The sequence below is a fragment of the Lutimaribacter marinistellae genome (assembly GCF_042648365.1).
GTDB classification, from domain to species: Bacteria; Pseudomonadota; Alphaproteobacteria; order Rhodobacterales; family Rhodobacteraceae; genus Lutimaribacter_A; species Lutimaribacter_A marinistellae.
Genome location: NZ_JBHRXI010000003.1, coordinates 33,836 through 51,584 on the forward strand (window position 1 = coordinate 33,836; position 17,749 = coordinate 51,584).

The window sequence follows — 17,749 nt, forward strand, 5'->3', positions numbered from 1 at the left end:
ATGGCCCATCCGCTTCACCATGCCGAAAGCTCGGCCCGCAAATTCGGCGGTGCGCCGTCTGACTATCAGGCGATCCACGATTGGTTCGATGCCTCGAAAGAGCACCTCACGCTTTTCACGCACCGGGCCTTGCGTCACCATGCCCAAGGCCTGTTCGAGGCCGAACGCGTATTCGGCCTGACCCTGACCAATAGCGCTGGTCGGGACATTCCCGTGCGCTGGATCGGCGAACAGCATATCCGCGAAGACTGCCAGGGCCGCATCCCGAGTATGGCGGACTGGCTGCGACGGATACAGCCTGAGCCATGGATGGCCAATGGTCATATCGAGCAGCATGTCAGCGGGTCGCCCTGCGGCGACCCTAGGTCTGCCTGGGCCTCCGAGGTCACGACCGGAAAGACGGTTCTTGGCCTGAAGGATTGGATGGCGGCGCGCGCGACGCAAGTCACGCAGAGCGCCTGACAGCTCTCTGCGGTTTGCCAAACGAATGCTGCGCGGAAGCCCGGTTGGACGGCCGGGCTTCTTGCGTGGTTTCCCCAACCATTTTTCTTGAGGAGGTTCGCATGACACTCGAAGACATTAAGGCCGCCGTTGATGCCGGTCAGACCGTGCACTGGGCCAATACCGGCTACGCTGTCCACAAGGACCGTCTCGGTCAGTACCTGATCACCTATGTGCCGAACGGAAGCTGCATCGGCCTGACTGACTGGAGCGGGCACCGGTTGAACGGCAAAGAGGCGGAGTTCTTCATCGCGTGATCGGAGGACGCCGCAGAAAATTCAGGCAGCCAATCAAGACCAGACGGGCAGGGGAGGGGCGCAGCACCCGGAGGCGCGAGGGCATTCCCACTCGGACGGCAGCTCTGACCCGTGGGCGGGGCTGAAAGGAAAGCAAGCTTTCTGGTTTGTGATCCCAGGAGGGGTCGAGAAAGCAATCCCGGATGCGCTGGCAAGAACGTCAGGCACCGGCCAACCGAAAAGGAACCATCCCATGTTCGCAGGAACCCTCACCCGCAATGTCGAGACCGCAGCCGCTCAGTACACCGGCATGATCCACGGGACGCGCTTTGACATCGCCATCCAGCTCGAGGCACGGGCCAAGATGTCCGAACGCAGCCCGGATTATGACGTAACGGCGATTAACAAGTCGGGCCGCAAGGTGCGCATCGGCACGGCCTGGAACGAAACAGGCAATACCAGCGGCAACCCCTACATCTCGATTCAGATCGATGTCGGCCTTGGCCCGTTCCGGGTCAACGCGGTGCAGACGAAAGAGGCGCGCACGGCCCAGAGCGGCGAATTCGAGATCATCCCGCTGGTCTCCAACGGCCTTATGAAATCCGGCTCGATCTCGGGCGAGCTCACCGCCATGGACGCCGACAACGCCTTCACCGGCTACATCGCCAACATGATGTTCGATCTGGAGTTCATGCTGATCGAGAACAGCTATAAGACCGAGGAGACCCACCCCGACTACCGCATCGAAGTCAGCTCGCCCCGTGGCACACCGATCCGCGTCGGCTCGGCCTGGATGGCGAAAAGCAGCCGCACGGGCAATGACTACCTGTCGCTGCTGATCAACACGCCCGATGGTGACCTGCGCGTCAACGCCGTGCAGAACGAAGAGCAGCGCGGCGGGCAGACCTTCTCGATCATCCCGTTCATCGACAGCGGTGAGCAGCTACAGGACGCAGGCGCGGGGCTGTCGCTGGTCGCGTGATCAGCGTCTGAGACGGAACAAGCTGAATTGGCAGGGGAACCGTGGTAACGCGGTTCCCCTTCATTTGTCTAGTTGTGCTCAAAGGCTGCACCGACGAACCAAGCAGTGCTCCAGGAAGCTGTGGGTGCTCGAAATGAGGTTCCAGATGATTGCCTGCCGCCGATTTCCGGCAGTCTCGTAGACTTCGCCAAGGTCGTCAGTTTGAGCGAGGCCGATGCCATCAGAACCAGAACAAACAGTGAAGACATTCTAGATTCTTTCATGATATCCAAGGAAGTGTTAGAGCTTCGAAAAAAACGAGGAGCGGTCTTTTGGGCGAGCAGTACACATCAATCGATTTGTTTTCGGGCGCCGGTGGGCTGTCTGAGGGACTTCGGGTTTCTGGCTTTAAGTCATTGTATGCCAATGAAATCGTTGCGCGCCACGCTGAAACTTATGCCTTGAATCATCCGGAAGCCATCGTTGAGTCGCGAGACATCCGACTAGTTGACGCTTCCGATGTTCGTCGTCGCTTGGGCCTCGAGAAGGGTGAATTGGATCTTGTAGCAGGTGGTCCGCCTTGTCAGGGTTTCTCTATCAATGCGCCGAAGCGTTCAGCGGACGATGATCGGAACAGCCTCTTTCTAGAGTTTTTGCGCTTTGTTGATGAGTTTGAGCCGAAAGCGGTTTTGATCGAGAATGTCCCTGGGCTTGTTTCCTTCGAGGGAGGAGGCACCTTGCAGGCAATCCTTTTGGCTTTGGGTCAACATGGATACAGCGCCGATGTAAAGATCCTCTATGCGCCTCATTTTGGTGTGCCGCAAACGCGTTGGCGGACGGTCATCATCGGGATTCGAGGTGATCAAGCCGATCCCTTGCGAGCCTTCCCAGAACCTGTTCGTAACGCACCTCTCCGGGTAAACTTCACCTCTAATTTCGAGGGTAAGAACATCGTCGCTCTTCCTACGAACTTGGAGCTCCCTTCTTTTGTTAGCGTTCGTGATGCGATTGATGACCTGCCTGCGCTCGCAAATGGAGAAACCGGCAAAGAGCGCAAGAACTATCGCAGCGGACCTCAAAACGATTTTCAGGTGGCGATGCGTAATGGCAGCGACGGTGTACTTAATCATGAGGCGCCCCGGCTGGGCGAGATAAATATCAAGCGAATGTCCTTCATCCCTCCGGGCGGCAATTGGACGGACATCCCGGAAGATCTATTGCCGAGAGGCATGCGTCGCGCGCGTCGTTCTGATCACACCAAGCGTTACGGTCGAGTTGCACCAGATGGCCTTGCATCTACAATTCTGACGAAGTGCGATCCACATTGGGGAGCGTACTTTCACTACGAACAGGATCGGTGCTTTACCGTCAGAGAAGCGGCTCGAATTCAGACTTTTCCAGATAGCTACCGTTTCGTCGGTTCTCGAGTAGAACAGTACGAACAGGTCGGTAATGCTGTCCCATCGCTATTGGCCGCAGCAATAGGGCGATCGATTAGAGGCGTCTTGGAGGACCTGCGCAAGCACGCCAAGAAGGTCTCTTAGAAGCATGGCGGCGACAATATTTGAGTTCTTTGGGTATCGTGCGGATGATAGGTCCGACATAGCGAAGCTTGCCGCTGATACTGAAGTTTGCCCGATCAGTGGAGAAACCTGTCAGAAGAGTTTCAATGACGGAGTTGTGTCGGGCGTTTGCGCCATTAAGCCCATTACCAGCGAACCCGTTATCTGTTGCCCGATCCGGCTTTACGCGGATGACTACCGAATACTATCGGACATAGCCGATCGAGTCTTTGGACCAAATTTGAAATTGGTCGCGGGGCGGGATGCCGTAGATTACTCAATCGATAACCGAGAAGCTTGCGTCGCCGTTTTTGGTAAAGGATGGGGGGGCGAACTTCGCCTGCCACAAAAATCGAAAAAGGGCGGCTACTTTGTCGACTGGGTTCTTGCGAAAATCAGCGACGAGGGAGATTTGGTCGAGTTCGTGGCAGTTGAGGTGCAAACGATTGATACGACGGGGACCTATCGCCCAGGCTACGATGCGCTGAAGCAAGACGGCTTGGTTGAAAAAACAACTGCCGGGTTAAATTGGGAGAATGTCGCCAAGCGCATCCTTCCACAACTCATATACAAAGGCCAGATTCTACAACGCGAAGAGTTGTGCAAGAGCGGATTGTTCTTTGTTTGCCCTGAACCCGTCTTTAGGCGCATCATGGAGCGCTTGGGCGGACAGGAAGGGTTGGTTCGATATGCCTTGCAACCCGCGTCAATCACCTTTGCTGTTTATGACTACGATTTTTCGTCTGAGCCTTCTGACGAGACGTTGGTTCCTCTGAAGAACACGCTCAACCACTCGACTACCGTCTATAAAGTGCAGGAAGCATTCAACAATGTGACCTTGCCAATTGAGAACGTTTATCGGGATGCAATCCGACGTGCGCTAGGTATCGAATCTGAATAGCGGACCTCCGCTTGGACGTTTGCGGATCATGAACGGCCCTTCGGTCCGTCGCGCATTCGGCCATGCGGCCTCACCGCGGCGTTGCACCCGGCATCCCGGTTTGCCCGCCTCGCGAGCACGTCCCTCCCCGGCCGCTCCGCCGGATTGCGCTCTGGTCTGTTTTGCGGGGCAAAACGATCCCGCCGCTTCATCCGTCTCCCGCGTCCGGTCGGGCCGTTTGCCTGCTCGGGTCGGGCAAACCTACCGTCAAAACACACACACATGAGCGTGGAAGCATATCCTCCGGATGGCCCCCAAATCAGCCCGCGTCAAGGATCGCAAAACTTTTCGGCGAGGGCGGGGTCTATGGCGTTGGGCGGTCCCGTGCGTGAGCGCGCGCATGTGTCGGGTGCTGCGCGCGGAAAACTTTTGCGCCCGGCAAGCCGGCGGCTGCGCCGTCCCTGACCCGGGCGGATTCGGAAACCAGACATTCGGCCATGCCCCCACACTCACGTGGCGGTCGAACCCAATATCTGGAGAATGAATATGGCTTACGACAATGCGAACACCTACGAGACCATTGAGCTTTTCGGGCTGACCGAGAAGGATGCACAGCTGCCGATCCCGGAAGATCACATCCTGACCGACCGCGTCATCCGCGAGAGCTTCGAGGCTCTGCTTGGTCAGTTGCGCGGGACCGGGCTCGAAGCAGAGATCGAACCGCTGGCCCACGGGTTGGCGACGATCCTGCAGCGCCGTAAGGTGGCGCTTGGTAAGGAGGTCGACCGCACCGCCGACAAGATCGGCGCTTTGGCAAAATCCCACGACGGATCGGAGATCGCCGAGACCGCGCTCGAAGAGGCGCAGGCGCGCTTTCTGCAGCTGCGCGAGATCGTCGGGGCCATCGAGGTGATGAGCGAGGCAGCGGCGGAATGCTACGAGATCGAGACGGGTCACGCCTTCATCCCGGCAGCCGGCTCACGCGCAAGCATCCGGGCGCAGAAGACCGGGGCGGTCTTCGAGGCGCGGCAGTTGCTGGAGCAGCACGACCGCGAGACTGCCGAGAAGTCGAAAGTCGAGGGGGTGCCCCTGATCGTCTCAGGCGCCACCGACTGGACCGATGTCGATGTGATCTTCAACACGCTCGACAAGGTTCGCGAACGGATCAAGCAGAACCGCAATCAGGAGATTTTCCTCTGCCACAAGGGTGGCAAGCACGGGGCGGAGATGATTGCGGCCCGATGGGCCCGGGCACGCGGGGTCGCACAAGCGCGCTTCGATCCGCGCTGGTCTGCGCACGGGCGGGCGGCACCGTTCAAGTGCAACGACGAAATGCTGGACGACAAGTTCGCGGCGACGGGGGTTGTGCTCTTCGGTGGCAACGGGGTCGCGCTGAACCTCGGGCAGAAGGCGGAAGCGAAAGGTCTGACGGTCATGCGGGTTGCGGACCCGGCGAAGAAGACTGCGGAGATGTGAGCTGAGAGGGCCGCCTTCGGGCGGTCCTTTCGTCGTTGTCCCAAATGTGCGCGAACACCGCCGGTGTCGCAGCGAACTCCAGCAAAGGGAGTCGAATGCAAAGGTGTTTGTAGTCCGTCCAATCTGGTTTTGGGAATGGCTGGATGGTATCTCTATGCAATTACAGCTTAATGTGGCCCTGCGGCAGAAGACATTTGTTGCACAGATCGACACCCGCCCAGGTTTTTCCTAGATGCCTTTTTCTCCGGAACGCACCAAAGAGATTCAATCGCGCATTGACGCGCGTTTACGGTCCGGTCAGGCAAACGATTGGGAAGTGTCCTTCCTCACAAATATGGCTGAACGGTTTCAGCGGTATGGAACGAAGACGCGCCTGAGCAAAGCTCAGTATGCGAGCCTGCACAAAGTCCTGAAACTGGAACGGGAGAATCCGGCCGAGAAAAGGGCAGCGGCCGACGACAGGACTTCTCAACCAGCACCGAAGCGCAGTACTAGAACCGGTCAGGCAAGACCCCGTCCGGCCTCCGTGACCCGCGCGATCAATGCACCTCGGCGTGCCGTGCGCAAGGCTCAACGCCAAATCATGGTGCCGTTGGTGATCGCTGTCGGATTCTTCGCATTGGTTGGATCATTCTTTGAATCATCGAACTCCCGATCCACACCCTACAGTCCGTCAGCGGTTCCCTCATCGCAAACCGCCAACGCCGCTTACGTCTATGTGACAGGGACGCGTGTCAATCAACGTGCTGGACCGTCTACTTCGAATGCCGTGATGGGTGTCTTGAGCGAGGGAGCCCGCGTCGAAAAGCTGCGCGAAGAAGGGCAGTGGACACAAATTCGATCCAACTTTGGTACGGGCTGGATGGCGACCAGTTTCCTGTCACCGGTCGCGCCGCCAACAGAGCGACCCGCCTCACAGGATCGGTCGCTTCGCGCCAGCGATGTGCGGATCATTGACGGTGATACGATCGATGTTCGAGGCCTGACAGCGAACGTGCGTCTCGTTGGATTTAATGCGCCTGAGACATGGAGACCCGCCTGCACTGCAGAGCGCGAGGTCGGGGAGAGCGCGACTGCGCGTCTAGGTCAATTAGTGCGGGGTGCGACATCAATTGAATTTGAGCGCGTGGCCTGTTCCTGCCGGCTCGGGACAGAGGGTACGGATCAGTGCAACTTTGGGCGGTTCTGCGGCTCGTTGTTCGTTGACGGTCGGGACGTGGGCAGTACGCTCATTGCTGAAGGTCTGGCCGTGCCGTACCGATGTGGACGCACCAGCTGTCCCCCACGCCCTCAACCCTGGTGCCGATAGCAGACGCGCCCAACCGATCCAGACAACGGACCTTGGCGCGCGGCGGAAAGCTGACCCGCCGCATCGCGAGCGTGACGGATCGCTATCCAGATGCATTGGATCAGAACGAACCAGGCCATCTGCGGTCACGATCGACGGGTTCGATGGCGGCTTCAAGGTGGTGGCACAAATCCGGATCACTCCTTTTTGCTCATTGATGTGGCTCGCACGGTGTCGGCCCGTTCGTGCCCTGCGCTGACGCTCCGGCAAGCACAAATACGGCTTCCACGGCGGAGCCGCGGACCCTCCGCATTTGCGCTTGCGACCGGGCCTCTTGCCCCCGTGCCGGGTGATCCCCATCGCAACAAGGAGTAACCCAAATGACCAACCACTACGTCGCCACCGTCCCCGTCAAGTTCACCGACACCGATGGCCAGGAGCGCACCCGATTTCAGCGCGTGGGTGCGATGTTCCGCAACACCCGCAACGGAGACGGCTCGGAGTTCTTCAGCCTCAAGCTCGACTTCCCGGTCGCGGTCTCGGAGCTGGTGATGTTTCCGCCGAGCGCGAAGGATCCCCAGGACTAAATCCTCTGGCGAGGATGGGCCGCCATCAGGCGGCCCGGTCCCTGTTCCAGCGATGCCGGGTCCGGCGGTCGGATCGCCGGAGGCGACCTCACGAAGCCGCCAGTCGCTGCGCGATCAAAGGATGATCGCCGACCGGAAGGGTCAGGCCGCGACAGACCGGCCAGTCAGCCTCAAGGGGGCCATCCGCAAAAACCTATCGGCCAGGGCCTCCCGGTTTTTGCGGCAGAGATTTGGCGGAGCCAAATCTGGCCCTCCTTGACCCTGCCTGTCCGCCCTGTCGGTGGGGTTTGCGCCCGCCCGCGGTTCCGTCCGAACACAAGCGTGTTCGGCCAGACCCTCGGGCGGTGCTGGGGAAGGGGACCCATTGGACAGGTTGGTCGCCCGGTGGTGAGGGCTGCAGAGCCGCGTCCCTGCGGGCCGCGGGGGGTAGCGGACACCAAGGCTGCCAGAGCCAGAAGGCAACGGAAGTATATAATTGACAATTCGATATATTATCGTAAGGTGGAGGCAGCCTTGGTGGAAGGTGGCAGGAAATAGGGGGTCTTTCTTCCGCATGTCCCGAACAAAACGCCTGACAGAGATCGAGAAGATGCAGATCGTTCGCGAGGCCGCGGAGGGTGTGTCGACGTCTGAGCTTGCGGAGCGTTTTGGGGTCACGTCGCGGGCCGTGCGCTACGTCTTGAAAGCCAACGCCGAGCGCCAGACGGATGCCGCGATCCCGGTCTCCGCAGTCAGTGTGAAGGTGACGGCAGAAGAGCTTGCGGCGCTCGACGAGGTGCTGGCGAAGGCCGGGATCGAGAGCCGGGCTGAGGGGCTGCGGCGGCTCATTCAGGCGGCAGGCGGGGTGTTCGTTCCGGATGTGCAGATGGCGGCCGAGATGGCGCGATACAGGGCCTCTTTGCACGAGGTCGGCAATGGGGTCGCGCAGATCGCCAAACAGATGACGCAGGCCAACCGGATGGGGCAGAGGGCCGTGGGGGGCACGAGTGCCGAGTTCTCCGAATTGCGCGTCGCGCAGATGCGTGGGTTGGCGCGGTTCATCCTCGATTCCGCTGACGAGATCGACCTGCTCCTGCGGCGCCGTCGGGACACGATGCAGCTCGAGGCTACGGCCGCTTTGAGGGAGTTTGCCCATGCGGCTGAATGATGCTGTCGATGCCGTCACGGGCGAGGTGTTCCGGGACGGGTGGAGCCGGATCCGGGGCTCGATGCAGGGGCTGCATGTGGCCAAGCAGAGCCAGCTTGTGCGCGCGGCGGCAGGGCATCGGCCAGCCGTCTTCAAGGCGATCCGGGGCGGGGGCACGCATACCAAATCGCAGCTGATGAATCAGCTCGATTATCTCACCACCAAGTCCACCCATATCGTGGACTCGAGCGGGTTCCTCGATGGCAAGACGAAGCTCGAAGCGAAAAACATCAAGGACCTCACAGAGCGCTTCGCCAAGCGGTGGGATGCAGGCTTCAAACCCAAGCTTGGCCAGACGACGCACATACTCATGTCCTTCCCCATCGGCACGCGGGGCGAGGATGTGCGCGACATCGCGACGGATGTAGCCGAGCGGTTCTTCCAGACCGATGAGGGGCATTTCGACTACATCATCGCGGTGCATGAGGACCGCGATCACCCCCATGCGCATCTGGTGTTGAACCGCCGGTCGCAAGAAGGCGAGTTCTTCTTCCTCGGGCGCACCCATCGCTTCAACTATGACGACTTCCGCCTCGCCATGGTCGAGGAGGCGGAAAAGTACGGCGTGCGCCTGGAAGCCACGCGCCGGGTCGATCGCGGGGTTGTGCATTACCCCGCCCGGACCCGCGAGGTCTATGCGGCAAAAGAAGAGGGGCGCGCGCCTGTAGAGAGGGAGCGGGTGGGGCAGGACCTGACGCGGACGCTGGCGGAGATCGCCAATACCAGAACCGTCTACCACTCGCTTGCTGCGGAGGCTTCGCGCGAGGCCCGCGAGGATATTGCCGCGGCACTCTTCCGCGCGGGCGAGGTGCTGGCGCGGGGCGGACAGTTGGACCGAACAGGAGATGTCTATATGGCCGAGGATCAAAGCTTCGAGGATCTGAGAAGCCTCTATGCGGAGAAGCTCGCGCGGGTGCAGGGCATGATCGCCGAGAAGTCCGACGCGGAACGTCCCGTGCTGGAAAAACGCCTCATCGAGATCCAGACGCAGGTCCAGCACATGCAGCCGCTCGGATTGCGTTCGAGCACGCTGTCAGAGACCCCCTCAGAGGGCGGGATCTATTCCGAGGCCAATATTGACGCAAGCCAGCGCGAGCGACTGGCCGAGCCCGACCTAAGATCGCGCATAGACACCGCCCTGCGCGGCACCGGGATCAGCACAGCGGAAGTGGTCGCCCGGATCGAGACGGGCGCCTCAAATGCGGCGCTCGAGCATCAGTGGATCGCCGATGATCTCTCCAAGGTGGCCGAGGCGCGGGACCTGAACCTCGAACGCCGCGCCGACCTGGAACAGGCGCGCGACATTCTCAACGATGTGCATGTCAACCTTGGCACTCTTTTGGAACGGGAGAACGTGCTGCGCCGGGACGGCGTCGTGGAAGCCGAACCGGTCAGCGAGCGGTTCCATTATCACGAGGACGCGGTACGGGCGATGGAAGGGACAATCCGTCAGGAGATGCGCGCCGAGGGTCTGACAGCGCAGCAAATCGAAGACCGGGAGTGGGAGGTGGTCTCGTGGGCGGAGCGCCGGATCGAGGCGGAGCAGCGCGCGTATCTCGAGGCACATCCGGAGCTGCTCGCACGGCCAGGCGATGTGATAGACCGGTCTGAACCCTACAGGGAGACCATCACCGATGTAGCCCGCGCCAGTGCGATCACCCGCGAAGTCGACCGCATCATGGAGGGACGCGATGCCCGCACCCCTGTTGCAGACGCAGTCGCGGATGACTTCCGCGCGCGTTATCCGGACATGCCCTCCCACCTCGCACGTGGGCTCGGCGCGACCTATGCCGCCGTTGTGGAGATCCGGGACACTGAGGCCATCAATCAGGTCCGTCGCGAAACTGAGATGCGCGACGGGCTCGGGTCTGGCACGCGCGACGAACGTCTAGCGACCCGAGATGAAACTGCACCGCAGGTTGACCGGTCCGACCGCCTCTCAGACGAGATCGCGCGTGTCCTGGACCATGAGCGGGCAGGGGAGCTGTCCGCGCCCTTCGAGACCGAGGCGGAACGGGACGCTTTCCGAACCGAGATCGGGCGGGTGCTGGATGACCGCCAATTGGGCCGGCTCACATCCGGCGATGCCGATGCGCTGGACAAGGTTCTCGAGGACCGTCTCGACCGGCTCTATGTCGCCAAGGTCTATCTGCAATCGGATGCAGCGACAGCCAACACCGACGCCTTGCGCCAGGTGGTCGATGATCTGGCCGATGCCGAATACGAAAAACACCGCGCGACAGACGTGGATGGCGAGACCGAGCGGGGTCAGGTCCATTGAGCGCCTCCATGGGCAAAGCGCGGATCGCCACGGGCGTCCTGCTCGTGACGCTGGTGACAGGGGCCATGGGCTATACCATTGCCTCGGCGGTGCTGACCTATCAGGATCTCGGCTTTGGGGCCGAGATCGATTTTGCCTATATCGCGCAGAACTATCTGGCGATCCTCGATCGTCGCCCGGAGGACGCGCAACTCATCCACCTGATCATCGGCAGCTTCGCCGCTGCCGGCCTGATGCTGAGCCTTGCCCTCTCGGGGTCTGCTCTCACACGGTTTGGCCAGACCCATTGGCAGACCGCGCGCGAGATGAAGGCAAACGGGTTCTTTGGAGCGCCCGGCACGGGATTCATCCTCGGCAAGCTCGGTACTCCAAAATCCCGCGCGAAGTATATCTGCTCGAAGGTCTTCCCGCATGCGCTGATCGTGGCCCCCACGGGCCGCGGCAAGACCACGGGCTTTGTCATTCCAAACCTGCTGACTTGGCAAGGCTCCGCCGTGACGCTCGATGTGAAGGGAGAGTGTTTCGAGGCCACGGCCCGGCACCGCGCAGCGCAGGGCGACAAGGTCTATCGCTTTGCCCCCACCGATTGGGAGGGCAAACGCACGCATCGCTACAACCCGCTCCTGCGCATCTTTGAGCTGAAAGATCCTGCGCGCCAGCAGATGGAATTGCAGCTTCTCGCGACGCTTTTCCTGCAAAGCGACAACGACCGGGTGCAGGGGCTCCTCAAAGGCGGGATCGATCTCTTCGTGGCGGCAGGCCTGCTGGCCTTCCAGCGCAAGCGCCCGACCTTGGGCGAGATTTACCGCATTGCCGCCTCGGGCGGGAACAAGCAGAAGGAGTATTTCGCGCGGGGCCACGAGGTGGACAACAGGGCGGCCAAACTGATCTTCACGCGGCTCGCTTCGACCAACAACGACACGCTGACCTCTTATGTCTCGCTCCTGATGACTTCGGGACTTGACCAATGGCAGAATCCGGCCATCGATGAGGCGACGGCGGTGTCGGACTTTGATTTCCGGACGATCCGCAGGAAGCCCTTTTCGGTTTATCTCGTGGTCCAGCCGCTGATGGTGAAGCCCCTCGCGCCACTGATCCGGCTCTTCTTCTCGGACCTTCTCTCAGCCATGCAGGAAAAGGACCCCGGGCCGGATGAACCCTGGCCCGTGATGATCATGCTCGACGAGTTCAACCGTTTGGGCAAAATGCCCATCGTGGTCGAGAGCATCGAGACTTTGCGGACCTATCGCGGCCATTTGGCCGTGGTCACCCAAACCATCCCCGCCTTAGATGAAATCTATGGCGAAAACACCCGCCGCGCCCTGCAGGGCAATGCTGGCGTGAAGCTTTACTTGACGCCCTCCGATGAGAAGACCGTCGAGGAACTGAGCAAGGCGGTCGGAAAGACCACGAAGACCGTCGTCACCCGCTCGCAGTCTATCGGCAAGAATCCCTTCGAGGGCCGAAGCCAATCCACGCGAACCGAAGAGAGCTCTCTGCTCCCTGAGGATGAGGCCCGCCGCCTGCCACTCGACGAGATCGTCATGGTCATCGATGCGCAAATGCCGGTCCGTGCGAAGCGGATTCAGTATTTCGACGACCGCCTGTTCAAGGCGATCCATGCGTCGCAGACGGGCGAATTGCCGTTTCCGGAACCGGGGGGAGGGGGCTCGCAGAGGACCCTGCCGCTGAGTTTGCGCGCCATGCCAATGACACCGCCTTCGAATGGGTCAGGTGGACATGAGGCCGTTGTAGAGGTCGCACGCCAGGCTGCTGATGGCCAATCGTCAGAGCAAACCCATGTCGCCCCAAAGAAGACTGCGCCTGTCGTTCAAGCCGTTGTCGCAGAGGAACAACGACAGATGGAGATGGATTTTGGGGGCCAAGTCACGGATGCCGAGGCAGCGAGCGTTGTGGGGGAGGCGCAGATGCGCTCTGCAGTCGATGGCTTAGAAGAGATGGAAGCGATGCTGCAGGAGGAAGGTGGTCAAAAGCTGGTAACCCGATAGGGTAGCGAGGGTCGTATGCCGGTCGACCGGGCGGAAAGCGGCCATTTGCTGCACATGCAAATGCTCAGGTGCGATCTTTACAAAGCAGACACTCTGACACCCAGAGGCGGCGATGTGCGTGCCCCCAACGACTTGCTGGTGTACGATGACCTTGAGACTTTGAATCGTGACAGCGTGTGTGTCCGACGTATGAAAATTCCTATCTGTGGATGACCGATATTGAGCCTTTCAAACTTTTTCGAGACCAAGCGCAAGAATTACGCCGCAAAATGCCCACATTGCGGTGACCCACATCACTATACAGAGCTGAAGTTTCCTGTGGTCAACGACCGAGGAACTTGGGTCATCAAGTGTAATGCTTGTGGGGAGCCATTCGCTGTAGATCTGAAGAACCCCATTGAGTCTCCAACAGGCAATTGCATGGTTCTTGAGCGATATGACGACGAGGAAAAACCCTATGTTGGAAATTTCGAATACGCGACTGACACGGCCGTTTACAAACTCGCTATCAATGATGAAGACCCCGTATTCGACTATAGTGGTCACCCAATCTATTGCTGTCCCGATACTGGCGAAGGTTTGGAACAGTCCGCCTTAGCTGAGCTTAGCGCAGCCATGAACGATATTCGTGAGCAATGGGCGATCATCCTAAACAACTATCTCGCAAGGCGAGTGCCAGAGGTTGACCACCTGGCCGTCTCGATCAAGGTTCCGTGCTCGTGCCCTCGAAAACACATGGCCACATTCTATCGGCCTTTCCAGCTGAACCCGAATGTCAGTTTCGAAATGGATGGTTTTTTACTGGCAAACATCTCCGGGACTGAGCTGGATGACGTACTGAGCGGGATACATACCAAGTCATACTTGATGAATGCGTTGGACAAACTCATTGTGAGGTGGCGCTTGTACAAGGATCAAATTCTTATCGCGGCACCTTTCGTAGGACATCAGTGGAAGTCCAAGACAGAAAAACTTGAGATTTGGGAACGCCTCCTGAAGCAGTTGGATGCTAAACGCACTGTCTTTTTGACGCGTTCTGCGACATGGTCTGGCTACAAATCGGCATTACAGGAGACTGGTTTGGATCACGACGTTCTTGTCAGCTATGGTCTCGAAAATCAGATCGTGGCGACCGGCAACAAGAAGCAGGATTTTCATGCAAAGGTATACATTGGCATCGGTGGCCAAAGTGAGGTCTTCAGCGGTTCTGCAAACCTAGTGGATGGTCCCTCGATGGAGAACTCATCCTTTGCGGTCTCTTCCTACACCAAGGTCATTGAAAAGTATGTCGATCCACTCAAGCTGTCCCTTCCCGAAGCGTCGGACAGAGCGGACCATCATCTCATGATCAGCCCGACCGAAGATGGATGGAAAACGACGATAGGTGTCGGACCTGCTCCTGAACTGTCCTAATTGGCTGTCATCCACCACTTTGGCTGCTTGCGATCTCTTCAATGATCGAAATATGAGCTCTATCGATCTCTAGACCGGCGGCATCAACTAGATCAGACAAGTGCTCTGCGCAACGAGGGCCAGGAATGGGTACAACGTTCGCTCCGCGCGTTTTGACCCAGGCCAACACGAGAGCCGTGACTGAGACACCATACGTGGAGGCGACATCTTTGAGACATATGCGAAGGCTTTGGGAGACGGACTGATCCGGATTGTTGAACGCTTCAACCTGCGAACGGTAATCGTCGGCATCCCGTTTGTTTTTCGCGCAATTTATGCTCAAAAGATCTCGCGCAATTGGCGCATAGGCCATGAAGAAGGCACCCCTGTTGCCGATCCTTTGAGGCGCAGACCACGCCTCTGGGCCGCTCAAGATGGAGAGTTCATTTTGGACCACCGTGACACAACACTGTTCTGACATCGGTTTGATGCGATCCATTGATGTGCCAGAAAGGCCAAATGCGGCAACTTTTCCCGCGTCTATGAGGTCCTGTACGGCACCCGCGACCTCTTGATCATTTACGGCTGGGTCGGGGCGGTGTTGGATCAATAGATCAATGCGTTCACGGCGCAATCGGACAAGCGAAGCCTCGACAGACGCGTGGATTGCATCGGGACGACTATCACGAAGCAGTTTGCCATCCTTGGTCTCAGCGAGACCGAACTTTGTCGCCACCGTCGCGCCGTCGGTCGATCCAATAACGTCGCCAATCAGTGCTTCGTTTTGGCCGTTGGCGTATAGCGGGGCCGTATCAAAAAGCCTGAACCCAAGGTCTATTGCTTTCGCCAAGACGTCACGTGCATCAGATGCAGAGATTCTTCCGTACAACCCGGTAAGTGCCATACAGCCGATACCGAAGCGGTAGTGCCCCGCAACAGACGCTCTTTGCACCGCGTCATCTTGAGGGGTCATCTTCGATCTTCCGTGGCAACACGCATGGCGAGCTCCGTGGATTGTCCCAGGTTTTGTGGCGTGAGAACGTGATGGTCAGGGGCAAGCCTCGCCAATACCTCTCCAATCGCCTGGTCTGCCGCCGCCCTAAACGCGGCGTCACCGTCGCGATCTGGGCCGATCGGAATGCTTTCGTCCAGTCGGGTCGTAAAAACCAGGTCGTACTCCTCAGTCCAGGCTTTGCAGATGGTTTCGAGGCGTCCCAAGCGGGCTTCGCCGTTGGAACGATGTGTCGTACGCAGCGCAGCGATCAAATACCCAAAAGCGTCGGGTACGGGGCGGTCAATGAGGACTACATCGGCCTTCAGCGTCGCTGCCATCTCAAGACGGATTGTTTGCCCGACCAACCAGGCCGTACTTTCAAACGTGTGGTTTTTCAGGATTGGAAAGCCGAGGTCCTGCGCCTCAGCAGCACTTCCATGTACATAGACGACGTCGTGACCGGCAGTGATCAGGCGTTCCTCCAAACCCTTCAAAAAAGTCGTTTTCCCTGTCGAATGGGTCCCAGCAACAGCGATTTTTGTGACACCGGTCACAGCAGCGTTCCTTGTATTGAGTTGAGAATATCCGCATCCATCAAAATCTTGTCTCGTTCCGTTTGCGGCAAAGGCGAAAGCAAGCGCTCTAGCAAGATTGCCGACATCGCAGCGTCATATGGGCCGGAATGTGCCGCGCCACCGCCGACCGCCAGAGAGGCCGCATCATTAAGTCCGAGCACATCTCCGAGCCGCTCCAATCCGAATTTTTCCTCGTTTGGCAATAGAGCCCGTGCAACCTTGAGACTGTCATAGGCCGCTGCAGGTTTCCAATCCGGCAGCACTCTGGAGAGGGCCTCCAGTTCGACCCGAACGTTGTGGCCAACAATGGGTGACTCTTCCAGCCAGAGGAGTATGTCGTCGATAACGTCCTCGATTGGCGGGGCGTCGGCGACATCGTCGTTTGTAATTCCATGAATTCTACTGACGGCGGGCGTGATTTCGTGCTCGGGCCGAAACTGCCAATGCTTCACATTTCCGGTGAGCTGGAGATCATCCATCTCAACGATCCCCAACTCGACAATCTCCGGTGGGTTGGCACCGTTGCCCTCAACATCCACGGCCCACATGCGCTTCATTGCGTCCATCCTTCTTCAGAGCGACCATGACGACGAGGCAGGTGCGGATGCGCACGGTCATGCACTTGAAACCCAGTCGCGTGTTGAATGAAGTATCGCTGCTGCTCTGTGCTGTTTTCAACAACGATATGACCCTGACAAATCTCGATTTTTTCCAAATCAAGACCAACCTTCCGCGCTAGTCCTTGTACTTGCCGATGTGTTGGCGTTTTGTGGGCGGCGGCACAGGTTTTGATCTGCTTGGCAGGGCAAATGTCACAAATATGGTCTATGCCGAAGTGGCCGTTAAAGTCTTGGACACCATGAGCATAGGCAACTCCGCAGGATGTCTTGCGAAAAATTGGAGTGTTTCCGAAAGCCCTGAGAATGCGATCTTCTACTTCTCGGGGGAGAATCTTCCTGCGAGGTACCAGCTTGTATAGGTCCGGTACGTTCACAGAACGAAGATAATCGCGGATCTTCTCCCGATGGAAGAGGCCGGTGAAGACTGTTGCATCTGCGAACTGGCTCATGGAATGAGCCTCAGCAATCAACTCGTCTGTGTCATTCAAACCAAGGACAATGGGGCGCCAATATAAGATCTTGCGGGTTCGTGAGGCGCTGGATGCGAGGGTCAACAGAGAGGCTTGAGCAATTGAACTGTCGATGGGTTCAATCCTCGGGTCAGAAATGCCTGACCAAGTGATCAGTATTGTCACTTTAAGCTTCTTAAGCCGCTCTAAGCGGACCACATCTTCCTCCAAAACATGCCATCTGGTGATCACCAACATATGGTTTGTCAAACCAAGGTCATCGAGCAGTTCGAGACATCGGTGTAGATGCTCTTTGACCCTTGGAAGGAACGGGTCTGTCGCTCTGTTGAATATCTGTAAGGGTGTCTGATGGGCTCGAAAGGCCGGATGGTCAACGAGTTGCGCGACTGCCTGATCATCAGGAATGATTAAATGCGGTCGTTTCATTCCATAGTTGTCGAAAAGATGGCGAACGCAATACGCACATTCGAGCGGGCACCCCACGATGTGATTTAGGCTGAGACCCGATTTTCGGTACTCGATGATGCTTGCGAGATCTTGTGGTAAGTCCTTGGGAGCGGGTCTAAGCGTGGATTTTGCATAGCGCGTGTCTGGCTCAAATGGCATTTTGAAGTCTCAATCGGGCTGTTTCACGAATAATTCTGTGAGTCGAGATGTGTCATAGATCTCTCCTTTGAGTTGAGAAACTACAACTTGCGCGCCCATAGCTGAATACCTGAGTGCGGCGTCCC

Annotated in this window: 15 protein-coding genes and 1 pseudogene; 12 read left to right on the forward strand and 4 right to left on the reverse strand. The window is 58.5% G+C overall.

From position 1 onward, the window contains the following. The 12 genes and pseudogenes from ACFORG_RS04235 to ACFORG_RS04290 all read left to right on the forward strand — a co-directional run bounded on the left by ACFORG_RS04235 (position 1) and on the right by ACFORG_RS04290 (position 14,380). A complete protein-coding gene (locus ACFORG_RS04235; RefSeq protein ID WP_386734140.1) occupies positions 1-462 on the forward strand; it encodes a DUF6915 family protein in 462 nt (153 codons plus the stop codon). Between the two features lie 101 nt (positions 463-563). Continuing rightward, positions 564-866 (forward strand): annotated as a pseudogene (locus ACFORG_RS04240) (hypothetical protein). 124 nt (positions 867-990) lie between these two features. Beyond that, the gene (locus ACFORG_RS04245; protein WP_386734141.1) at positions 991-1,719 is read left to right on the forward strand and encodes a DUF736 family protein; all 729 of its coding nucleotides are present in this window, start codon (positions 991-993) and stop codon (positions 1,717-1,719) included. A 311-nt stretch (positions 1,720-2,030) separates the two neighbouring features. Further along, entirely contained in the window at positions 2,031-3,242 is a 1,212-nt protein-coding gene (locus ACFORG_RS04250; protein WP_386734142.1) for a DNA cytosine methyltransferase, read from the forward strand. 4 nt (positions 3,243-3,246) lie between these two features. Continuing rightward, complete coding sequence (locus ACFORG_RS04255) at positions 3,247-4,161, forward strand: NotI family restriction endonuclease (RefSeq protein ID WP_386734143.1); 915 nt, start codon at positions 3,247-3,249, stop codon at positions 4,159-4,161. A gap of 525 nt (positions 4,162-4,686) precedes the next feature. After that, positions 4,687-5,616, forward strand: a complete 930-nt coding sequence (locus tag ACFORG_RS04260) for a DUF2493 domain-containing protein (RefSeq protein WP_386734144.1) — start codon at positions 4,687-4,689, stop codon at positions 5,614-5,616. A 583-nt stretch (positions 5,617-6,199) separates the two neighbouring features. Continuing rightward, a complete protein-coding gene (locus ACFORG_RS04265; protein ID WP_386734198.1) occupies positions 6,200-6,925 on the forward strand; it encodes an SH3 domain-containing protein in 726 nt (241 codons plus the stop codon). 359 nt (positions 6,926-7,284) lie between these two features. Further along, entirely contained in the window at positions 7,285-7,491 is a 207-nt protein-coding gene (locus ACFORG_RS04270; protein ID WP_007120662.1) for a hypothetical protein, read from the forward strand. A 553-nt stretch (positions 7,492-8,044) separates the two neighbouring features. Continuing rightward, positions 8,045-8,638 carry a helix-turn-helix domain-containing protein gene (locus tag ACFORG_RS04275; RefSeq protein ID WP_386734145.1) on the forward strand — a complete coding sequence of 198 codons (594 nt, stop codon included), beginning with the start codon at positions 8,045-8,047 and terminating at the stop codon, positions 8,636-8,638. Further along, complete coding sequence (locus tag ACFORG_RS04280) at positions 8,625-10,958, forward strand: relaxase/mobilization nuclease domain-containing protein (protein WP_386734146.1); 2,334 nt, start codon at positions 8,625-8,627, stop codon at positions 10,956-10,958. The genes ACFORG_RS04275 and ACFORG_RS04280 overlap by 14 nt, the downstream gene beginning before the upstream one ends. Positions 10,959-10,966: 8 nt before the next feature. Continuing rightward, positions 10,967-12,967 (forward strand): type IV secretory system conjugative DNA transfer family protein, encoded by a 2,001-nt coding sequence (locus tag ACFORG_RS04285; RefSeq protein ID WP_386734147.1) that lies wholly within the window; start codon positions 10,967-10,969, stop codon positions 12,965-12,967. Positions 12,968-13,186: 219 nt separating this feature from the next. Beyond that, on the forward strand, positions 13,187-14,380 hold the full coding sequence (locus tag ACFORG_RS04290) for a hypothetical protein (RefSeq protein ID WP_386734148.1): 1,194 nt from the start codon (positions 13,187-13,189) through the stop codon (positions 14,378-14,380). Between the two features lie 7 nt (positions 14,381-14,387). On the opposite strand, the gene ACFORG_RS04295 is transcribed toward ACFORG_RS04290, so the two are convergent. Genes ACFORG_RS04295 through ACFORG_RS04310 form a run of 4 tightly spaced genes read right to left on the reverse strand, consistent with a single transcriptional unit; the run spans position 14,388 to position 17,624 of the window. Next, positions 14,388-15,332 carry an aldo/keto reductase gene (locus ACFORG_RS04295; protein ID WP_386734149.1) on the reverse strand — a complete coding sequence of 315 codons (945 nt, stop codon included), beginning with the start codon at positions 15,330-15,332 and terminating at the stop codon, positions 14,388-14,390. Next, positions 15,329-15,907 carry an AAA family ATPase gene (locus tag ACFORG_RS04300; RefSeq protein WP_386734150.1) on the reverse strand — a complete coding sequence of 193 codons (579 nt, stop codon included), beginning with the start codon at positions 15,905-15,907 and terminating at the stop codon, positions 15,329-15,331. The genes ACFORG_RS04295 and ACFORG_RS04300 overlap by 4 nt, the downstream gene beginning before the upstream one ends. Continuing rightward, positions 15,904-16,485 (reverse strand): 3'-5' exonuclease, encoded by a 582-nt coding sequence (locus ACFORG_RS04305; RefSeq protein WP_386734151.1) that lies wholly within the window; start codon positions 16,483-16,485, stop codon positions 15,904-15,906. The genes ACFORG_RS04300 and ACFORG_RS04305 overlap by 4 nt, the downstream gene beginning before the upstream one ends. Continuing rightward, positions 16,482-17,624: a radical SAM protein gene (locus ACFORG_RS04310; protein ID WP_386734152.1), complete on the reverse strand. Its 1,143-nt coding sequence runs from the start codon at positions 17,622-17,624 to the stop codon at positions 16,482-16,484. The genes ACFORG_RS04305 and ACFORG_RS04310 overlap by 4 nt, the downstream gene beginning before the upstream one ends. Positions 17,625-17,749: the final 125 nt, after the last annotated feature.

What these genes read in the sequence shown, in the direction of transcription:
- ACFORG_RS04285 (WP_386734147.1), top strand. Translation starts at nt 10,967, where the DNA reads ATGGGCAAAGCGCGGATCGCCACGGGCGTCCTGCTCGTGACGCTGGTG.
- ACFORG_RS04280 (WP_386734146.1), top strand. Translation starts at nt 8,625, where the DNA reads ATGCGGCTGAATGATGCTGTCGATGCCGTCACGGGCGAGGTGTTCCGG.
- ACFORG_RS04235 (WP_386734140.1), top strand. Translation starts at nt 1, where the DNA reads ATGGCCCATCCGCTTCACCATGCCGAAAGCTCGGCCCGCAAATTCGGC.
- ACFORG_RS04265 (WP_386734198.1), top strand. Translation starts at nt 6,200, where the DNA reads ATGGTGCCGTTGGTGATCGCTGTCGGATTCTTCGCATTGGTTGGATCA.
- ACFORG_RS04270 (WP_007120662.1), top strand. Translation starts at nt 7,285, where the DNA reads ATGACCAACCACTACGTCGCCACCGTCCCCGTCAAGTTCACCGACACC.
- ACFORG_RS04275 (WP_386734145.1), top strand. Translation starts at nt 8,045, where the DNA reads ATGTCCCGAACAAAACGCCTGACAGAGATCGAGAAGATGCAGATCGTT.
- ACFORG_RS04295 (WP_386734149.1), bottom strand. Translation starts at nt 15,332, where the DNA reads ATGACCCCTCAAGATGACGCGGTGCAAAGAGCGTCTGTTGCGGGGCAC.
- ACFORG_RS04245 (WP_386734141.1), top strand. Translation starts at nt 991, where the DNA reads ATGTTCGCAGGAACCCTCACCCGCAATGTCGAGACCGCAGCCGCTCAG.
- ACFORG_RS04310 (WP_386734152.1), bottom strand. Translation starts at nt 17,624, where the DNA reads ATGCCATTTGAGCCAGACACGCGCTATGCAAAATCCACGCTTAGACCC.
- ACFORG_RS04260 (WP_386734144.1), top strand. Translation starts at nt 4,687, where the DNA reads ATGGCTTACGACAATGCGAACACCTACGAGACCATTGAGCTTTTCGGG.
- ACFORG_RS04255 (WP_386734143.1), top strand. Translation starts at nt 3,247, where the DNA reads ATGGCGGCGACAATATTTGAGTTCTTTGGGTATCGTGCGGATGATAGG.
- ACFORG_RS04305 (WP_386734151.1), bottom strand. Translation starts at nt 16,485, where the DNA reads ATGAAGCGCATGTGGGCCGTGGATGTTGAGGGCAACGGTGCCAACCCA.